This is a genomic window from Pelovirga sp. (assembly GCF_059864205.1).
Genome location: NZ_JCBCBS010000088.1, coordinates 1 through 8,441, shown reverse-complemented (window position 1 = coordinate 8,441; position 8,441 = coordinate 1). Strand labels below are relative to the sequence as shown.

6 protein-coding genes are annotated in these 8,441 nt (G+C 53.8%); 3 read left to right on the top strand and 3 right to left on the bottom strand.

Annotated elements, in window-relative coordinates; translation table 11 throughout:
• Positions 1–196: 196 nt before the first annotated feature.
• The 3 genes from tpiA to gap all read right to left on the bottom strand — a co-directional run bounded on the left by tpiA (position 197) and on the right by gap (position 3,526).
• Complete coding sequence (tpiA, locus tag AC6F7T_RS06005) at positions 197–952, bottom strand: triose-phosphate isomerase (RefSeq protein ID WP_500717094.1); 756 nt, start codon at positions 950–952, stop codon at positions 197–199.
• A 176-nt stretch (positions 953–1,128) separates the two neighbouring features.
• The gene (locus AC6F7T_RS06000; RefSeq protein WP_500717093.1) at positions 1,129–2,322 is read right to left on the bottom strand and encodes a phosphoglycerate kinase; all 1,194 of its coding nucleotides are present in this window, start codon (positions 2,320–2,322) and stop codon (positions 1,129–1,131) included.
• Positions 2,323–2,524: 202 nt separating this feature from the next.
• Complete coding sequence (gene gap / locus AC6F7T_RS05995; RefSeq protein ID WP_500717092.1) at positions 2,525–3,526, bottom strand: type I glyceraldehyde-3-phosphate dehydrogenase; 1,002 nt, start codon at positions 3,524–3,526, stop codon at positions 2,525–2,527.
• Positions 3,527–3,767: 241 nt separating this feature from the next.
• On the opposite strand from gap, the gene AC6F7T_RS05990 reads away from it, so the two are divergent.
• The 3 genes from AC6F7T_RS05990 to AC6F7T_RS05980 all read left to right on the top strand — a co-directional run.
• Positions 3,768–4,646: an MBL fold metallo-hydrolase gene (locus AC6F7T_RS05990; RefSeq protein WP_500717091.1), complete on the top strand. Its 879-nt coding sequence runs from the start codon at positions 3,768–3,770 to the stop codon at positions 4,644–4,646.
• Between the two features lie 154 nt (positions 4,647–4,800).
• The gene (locus AC6F7T_RS05985) at positions 4,801–7,779 is read left to right on the top strand and encodes a phosphoribosylformylglycinamidine synthase subunit PurS (protein ID WP_500717090.1); all 2,979 of its coding nucleotides are present in this window, start codon (positions 4,801–4,803) and stop codon (positions 7,777–7,779) included.
• 1 nt (position 7,780) lies between these two features.
• A partial coding sequence (locus AC6F7T_RS05980; protein WP_500717089.1) for a phosphoribosylformylglycinamidine synthase subunit PurQ occupies positions 7,781–8,441 on the top strand: 661 nt, incomplete at its 3' end.

Below are 8,441 nucleotides of genomic sequence, written 5' to 3'. Positions count from 1 at the left end.
CGCCATTATCGCTATGACATCCTTAGGGTCGGTGTTTTTTATTACGGTGGGGGTATTTGTGCTACGGTCGCTGGCGTTGATATAGGTAGTGGGTAGTGGGGAGTAGGGAATAGGGAGTAGGGAATAGGATTTACCCCACTACCCACTACCCACTACCCACTACCCACTACCCACTACCCACTACCCACTACCTATTTTAAGATTCAAACTTCACAATGCGGATAAAATCCTCGGCTTTGAGGCTGGCGCCGCCGACCAGGGCGCCGTCGATATCGGTCTGCGCCATTAAGCCGTCAACATTGTTGGGTTTTACGCTGCCACCATAGAGAATGCGGGTGGCTTCGGCTATGTCATGATTGTACAGCCCCTGCAACAAGCCGCGGATAAAGGCGTGGGCTTCCTGCGCCTGTTCATCGCCGGCGGTGACCCCGGTGCCGATAGCCCATACCGGTTCATAGGCGATGACAACGCTGGCCATCTGTTCAGCCGTTATCCCGGCCAAACCTTCCTTGATCTGGCTGGTTAACACCTCAAGCATCTGATCGGTTTCCCGCTCGTGCAGGGTTTCGCCAATGCAGAGGATGGCGCCAAGTCCGGCGTTGATGGTGGCGCTGACTTTTTGATTGATGAACTGATTGGTTTCGTTCAGCAACTGGCGGCGCTCGGAGTGGCCATTGATAATGTAGTGACAGCCGGTATCCTTGAGCAGGACAGGAGAAACCTCACCGGTGAAAGCCCCGGTTTCCGCCGGATAACAATTCTGTGCCGCTAACTTGATGGGTGAATTGGTGATTTTTTTGGAAACACTGGCCAGGGCGGTAAAGACCGGGGCAATGACGATATCACGATCGTCGATGGTCGACAGTTGCTGCACCAGTTCTGCCGCCAGTTGACCGGACTCTTCAAGTGTTTTGTGGAGTTTCCAGTTGCCGGCGATCATTGGTTTACGCATGCTGTGTCTCCTTGCTTCCTATCATTCAATGAAGAGCTCGTAAAAACATAGGATGGCTAAGCAAAAATTTCGTCCTGCAAGGCTTGGTGGTTTTTCAGGGAGGCAGGCATACATATAGTATGTCAATGTCCTGAAAAACCACCGTAACGCAGGAGGGCGGACTTTTTGCGACGCCATCATTTTTTATCTGAAAGGGCAACGACCCCCGGCAACGCTTTGCCTTCGAGAAATTCCAGAGAAGCACCGCCGCCGGTTGAAATGTGGGTCATTTTATCCTGTAATCCGGCCTTGTTAACCGCTGCAACAGAGTCGCCGCCACCAATAATCGACAGGCAATCGCTGTTTGCCAGTGCTTCGGCAACAGCCATGGTGCCTTTGGCAAAAGCATCAAATTCGAAGACTCCCATCGGCCCATTCCACAAGACGGTTTTGGCTGAAGCAATCTGCTGCTGGTAGCTGGTGATGGTTTCCGGCCCGATATCAAGGCCCATGCCGCTGGCTGGAAACTGCTCATTACTGACGATAGCAAAGGCGCTGTCGGCGGCGAAGGTTTCGGCTACCAGGTGATCAATCGGCAAAAATATGTTGACGTTTTTCTGTTTGGCTTTTGCCAGCAGGTCAAGGGCCATATCCAGACGATCCTCTTCCACCAGGGACGTGCCGATAGGCATGCCTTGCGCTTTAAGGAAGGTGTAGGCCATGCCGCCACCGATGAGGATGGCGTCGACCTTTTCCAGCAGTTTTTCGATGACGGTAATCTTGTCACTGACCTTGGCGCCACCAAGGATGGCGACAAAGGGGCGCTGTGGATTGTCGAGGGCGCTACCAAGGTATTGCAATTCATTCTGCATCAGTAGGCCGGCGACTGCCGGTTTAAGAATCCGAGCGACCCCTGCGGTTGAGGCATGGGCGCGATGGGCGGTGCCGAAGGCGTCATTGACATAGACATCCGCGAGGGCAGCCAGCTGCGCAGCAAAGGTTGGGTCATTGTCGGTTTCACCGGCATGAAAGCGAACATTTTCGAGCAGCATTACCTGCCCGGCTTCAAGCTTTTCAGCCAGGGTTGTCGTTTCGGGACCCACGCAGTCAGGAGCCATCAGCACCGGTTGTTCAAGCAGCGATCCTAAATAGGCTGCTACCGGGGCCAGACTTGCTGCCGGATCGGGCTTGCCTTTGGGACGCCCGAGGTGGGACGCCAGGATCACCCTGGCACCATGCCGGCGCAGATAGTTGATCGTCGGCAGGGCGGCGCGAATACGGGTGTCATCGGTGATCGAACCCTGTTTGTCGATAGGCACATTAAAGTCAACGCGACAGAAGACTCGCTTGCCGGTGACGTTAATATCTTCGATGGTTTTTTTGTTGAACATGGCTATGTCCCTATTTGGTTATTTACTAAACTGCAGCAAAGTAGAAATACGGAAAAACAGATTCTGCGACTGCCGACTGCGCTTTGCTTCGCGCAGAATGACAGTAACGTTCAGTAACGGACGACTGAATTTGTGTCATCCTGCGCGTAATCGCAGGATCCAAAGACCCTGCGCAAGGATAGAGCGGAATAGTTACAAATTATTATTGCTTTTTCGCGACATAGTTAACCAGGTCAACCACACGGTGAGAATAGCCCCATTCGTTGTCGTACCAGGTCAGCACCTTAACCATGTTGCCGCCGATGACGTTGGTGTTAAGGGCATCGAGGGTTGACGAAGCGGGAGAGCCGTTAAAGTCACGTGAAACCAGGGGGAGTTCACAGTAATCGAGAATCCCTTTAAGTTCATTCTCGGATGCTTTCTTCATCGCCCGGTTGACCTCTTCAATGGAGGTTTCTTTTTCGGTTTGGACGACCAGATCGACCAGGGAAACGTTGGGGGTCGGGACGCGGATCGCCATGCCGTCGAGCTTGCCTTTAAGTGCCGGCAGCACCAGGGCCGTCACACGGGCAGCACCGGTGGTGGTGGGAATCATTGACATAGCGGCAGCACGGGCGCGGCGCAGATCTTTGTGGGGGAGATCCAGGATGCATTGGTCGTTGGTGTAAGCATGAACGGTGGTCATCATGCCAGTGACAATGCCGAAGTTTTCCAGCAGCACCTTGGCGACCGGGGCCAGGCAGTTGGTGGTGCAGGAGGCATTGGAAATAACCTGGTGGGAACGCTGGTAGTCTTTTTCGTTGATCCCCATACAGATGGTGACATCAGCATCCTTGCCGGGTGCGGTGACGATAACCTTTTTCGCGCCGGCAGTCAGGTGCATAGCGGCCTTGTCGCGATCACTGAAGATACCGGTAGATTCGATCACAATGTCAACCCCCAGTTGTTCCCAGGGGAGCTGCAAGGGGTCGCGCTGGGAGATGATCTGAATTTTTTTGCCGTTCACGATCAGGGTTGAGCCCTCGGTGCTGACGTCGCCGGCAAAGGTGCCATGAACAGAATCATATTTGAACAGATGGGCCAGGGTGGCGGCATCGGTCAAGTCATTAATGGCAACGACATCCATGCTGTTGGTTTGCGCAGCAACTCGCAGCACATTACGGCCAATACGACCAAATCCGTTAATCGCAACTTTTACAGACATTCATTTCCTCCTTGGGGGCAGATATCCAAAAGATATGAGGATGATCCTTGCTAAAAGAAAAAAACGGAATTCTTTTAACGGAATTCCTCTGATAAAAATGAGTTGGTTTCCTTTTTAAATGCTTCCCAACATACATAAAAAAGTCCGTTTTGACTATCTATTTCCTCCGGTTTGGAGAAAAATGTCGAAACAGTTTATGGTTGCGGCAAGCGGCTGTTTTCGGTATAAGGACAACGCTTGCATGGGGATGAAAGGACACAAAAAAACGGTGCGCGTCTGTTTGCTGGCTAGTGGAAGCCGTGGTAATAGTACCCTTATCGAGGCTGACAACACACGACTGCTGATCGATGCAGGGTTGTCGGGCAAGGAGACACAGCGGCGTCTGGCGCATCTCGACCTGTGCTGCGACGATCTTGATGCGATTCTGGTCACCCATGAGCACCACGATCATGTCGGTGGCATTGGGCCGTTGGCCAGGCGACATCAGTTGCCGGTTTATGTTGACAGCAGAACCTGTGCGGCGCTGACCCGGCTTGGTACTATTCCACACTGCTGTGAGTTTGATGCCGGTGACAGCTTTGAGCTGCACAACCTGTTGATTTCATCTTTCTCTACGACTCACGACGCCATTAATCCTGTCGGTTTTACCATCGATTCACGTGAAGGCAAGATTGGCTATGCGACCGATCTGGGTATTGCCACCCGCCTGATTGCTGATCGTCTGCAACAGTGCCGGGTGCTGGTGCTGGAAGCCAATCACGATGAACAGATGCTGATTGATGGTGCTTACCCCTGGGCACTGAAGCAACGTATTCGCAGCCGTCATGGGCACCTCTCCAATGAGCAGGCCTGTCTGTTGCTGGATGATATCGGCTGGCCGGGTCTCGAGGCTCTTTTTCTCGCGCATTTAAGTGAAGACAATAATTGTAGTAACCTGGTTTCATCACTCTTTGCGCAATTTGTTCGGGATAAAGTCTATCAGACCCAGGTGATTGTTGGTTGCCAGTCTCGCATCAGCGCCTGTTTTAATGATACGGACGCGATTGTTACTGCTTCTGAGACCGATCAACCTTTTTTAAATTGCAGGCAGGATCTCATTCCCCGCAGTTTGCGGGGTTAAACTGAAGGGATACAGGAGCCAGAATTTAAGAAGTCTTTGCTGCGAAGATGATATCCTGGGTTTTCCTCTGAATTCTACATTCTGAATTCTACATTTTGAATTCCACGACCCCACCGCTTGCAGCGGGGGAGTTTAATGTTACGGAGTCATTAACATGATCTGGAAAATAATTGTCGGTCCCAAGGCCGGTGTCACCGATGCCCGCGGCAATCGGGTCCAAAAAGATATTTCCGAACATCTGGGAATTGAGCTGGAATCTGTGCGTACCCATGATGTCTACACCGTCGATGCGACGCTAACTGAGGCTGATATCGAACGAGCCGCTCAGGGTCCGTTCAGCGATCCGGTGATCCAGGATGTTGTTGTTAATGCACCGTTAAGCCGTGATTTTGACATGCTTATCGAGGTTGGTTTTCGCCCCGGGGTCACCGACAATATCGGCCGTACCGCCAAAGAAGCGATCCAGTATCTGGTTGATCGCACCTTTGCGCCTGAAGAAGGGGTTTATACCTCCACCCAATATCTGTTCAAGGGGTTGCACGACAAGATAATCGCCGAACAGATCGCAGCCGATCTGCTCGCTAACGGCCTGATTCAGCGCTGGACCATTCTGGCTAAAGGGGAGAGTGAGCCGCCTGTCGATGCCGCCGCTATCCCCCGGGTTGTTGGTCGGGTATCCGCCGAAGTGCGCCGGATTGACCTGAATGTCAGTGATGATGAATTGCTGCAGATCAGCCGTGACGGCATGCTCGCCCTGACCCTGGAAGAGATGCACACCATTCGTGATCATTTTGCCGATCCGCAGGTGATTGCGCAGCGCCGGCAATGTGGACTGGCGGCCCAGGTCACCGATGTGGAACTGGAGGCCCTGGCCCAGACCTGGAGTGAGCACTGCAAACATAAGATTTTTTCCGCCCGGGTTTTTTATGAGGATGATCAGGGCAAGCAGGAGCAGATCGATTCCCTGTTTAAAACCTTTATCGTCGGGGCGACGCGCGAGGTACGTAAAAATCTGGCAGAGAAAGATTTCTGTCTGTCGGTGTTCAAAGACAATGCCGGGGTCATCGAATTTAATGACGACTGGAGCCTGGTGTTCAAGGTCGAAACCCACAACTCCCCCAGCGCGCTTGATCCTTACGGCGGAGCCCTGACCGGTATTGTCGGTGTCAATCGTGACGGCATGGGAACCGGCATGGGAGCTCGTTTGATCTTCAATACCGATGTCTTCTGTTTTGCTTCCCCCTTTTATGATCAGCCGTTGCCCCCGCGTTTGCTGCATCCGCGGCGCATTTTTGAAGGAGTGGTCGAAGGGGTCGAACACGGCGGCAACAAGAGCGGCATCCCTACCATTAATGGCTCGATCCAGTTTGATGAGCGCTTTGCCGGCAAGCCGCTGGTCTATTGTGGCACCGCCGCGCTCATGCCGCGTTTGCTTCATGGCCAACCCTGCCATGAGAAAAAAGTCCATGTCGGCGATCATATCGTCATGACCGGTGGCCGCATCGGCAAGGACGGGATTCACGGGGCGACCTTCTCATCGGAGGAGCTACACGCAGGCTCGCCGGTCACCGCGGTGCAGATCGGCGACCCCATCACCCAGCGCAAGATGTTTGATTTTCTGCTGCTGGCACGCGATCGTGGTCTTTACAATTCAATAACTGATAACGGAGCTGGTGGCTTATCTTCATCCGTCGGTGAAATGGCTGAAGATAGCGGTGGTTTTGAGCTGCACCTGGATCGCGCACCGCTTAAATATCAGGGGCTGCGACCGTGGGAGATCCTCATCTCCGAAGCGCAGGAGCGTATGACCCTGGCGGTGCCGCCAGACAAACTGGATGAATTTATTGCGCTGGCCACAGAGATGGATGTCGAGGCATCTGACCTTGGGGTTTTTACCGACAGTGGTTATTTTCACTGTCTCTACCAGGGGCGCACGGTCGGTTGTCTGGCGATGGATTTTATCCATGCCGGGCTGCCGCAGATGCAGCTTCCCGCCAAGTGGACCCCACCGTCGCTGAGCGAGCCGGTTATTGCCGCAGCGCCGGATTACAGCCTGATGCTGGAACAACTGCTCGGGCGTCTGAATATCTGTTCCAAGGAATCGGTCGTGCGTCGTTATGATCATGAGGTGCAGGCCGGGACGGTAGTCAAACCGCTTACCGGTGTGGCTAACGATGGTCCGTCGGATGCCGCCGTTTTTCGTCCGCTGCTCGATAGTTTCGAAGGGGTGGTGGTCGCTCACGGCATCTGCCCCTCCTACAGCGATATCGACACCTACCACATGATGGCTTGTGCCATCGATGAAGGATTACGCAACTATGTGGCAACCGGTGGAAATATCGAACATGTGGCCGGGTTGGACAACTTCTGCTGGTGCGATCCGGTCTTGAGTGAAAAAACCCCCGATGGTCCTTACAAGGCGGCCCAGTTGGTGCGGGCCAATCAGGCTCTCTACGACTATTGTGTTGCCTTCGGTGTGCCCTTGATCTCCGGCAAGGATTCGATGAAGAATGATTACCAGATCGGCGACCGCAAGATCTCGATTCCACCGACGGTGCTGTTTTCCGTCATCGGCAAGATCGCTGATGTGCGTCAGGCCGTCACCATGGATGTTAAAAAGCCGGGCGATCTGGTCTACCTTCTGGGGCGCACCGAGGATGAACTGGGCGGCTCGGAATATTACGCCCAATTGGGACATCTGGGTGCTAATGTCCCCAGAGTCGATGCAACAGTGGCACTGCAACGGTATCGCACGCTGAATAGGGCCCAGCAACAGGGGCTGGTCGCGTCCTGTCATGACCTTTCCGATGGCGGGCTGGCTGTCGCATTGGCGGAATCGGCCTTTGCCGGTGGCTTCGGTATCGATATCGACCTGACTCTGGTCGATGCACCGTCGGGTTTGCGTGGCGATAAACTGCTGTTTTCCGAATCCCAGAGCCGCTTGCTGGTGACGGTTCATCCACAACATCAAAGGACATTTGAGGGGTTGTTCCAGGGGCAGAGTAGTGCGTTGATCGGCAGGGTGATTGAAACACCTGAACTGAAAGTTTATGCCGGTGTCGACGATGTTCTGATTCAGGCACCGCTGGATCGTTTGAAGAATGCCTGGCAGGCAACCCTGAAGGAGATGTGATATGACTGCAAGGGTCAAGGCAATTGTGATATCCGGCAATGGCACCAACTGTGAACGGGAGGTTGCCCACGCCTGTCAACTGGCCGGCGCGGATGCCGATATCGTTCATATTTCGGCCTTGTTGGCCGGTCGCGTACGACTCGATGATTATCACTTTCTCAACCTCGCCGGTGGTTTTCTTGATGGTGATGACTTAGGCAGTGCCAAGGCCGGTGCCAATCGTTTAATCCATGCCCGGGTTGCCGGCCGTCAGGATTCGCTGGCTGATGATCTGCGCCGTTTTATTGCCGCCGGCAAGCTGGTGATGGGCGTCTGTAACGGCTTTCAGTTATTGGTCAAGATGGGGCTGTTGCCGTCCTTTGATGGCGATTTCCGCCAGAATTGTACCCTGACCTTCAATGATCGCGGACGTTTTGAAAATCGCTGGAGCCGGCTGCAGGTCAACGGCAGTTCTCCTTGCGTCTATACCAAAGGAATGGTCGACATCTACCTGCCGGTGCGCCACGGGGAAGGGAAATTTGTGACCGACTCGCCGGCAACACTGGCGCGCCTGGAACAGGAAGATCTGATTGTTGTCCGTTACGCCGATGTGCAGGGTCGGCCCACACAGGATTACCCCGACAACCCGAACGGTAGTGTCGCTGCGATCGCCGGGATTTGCG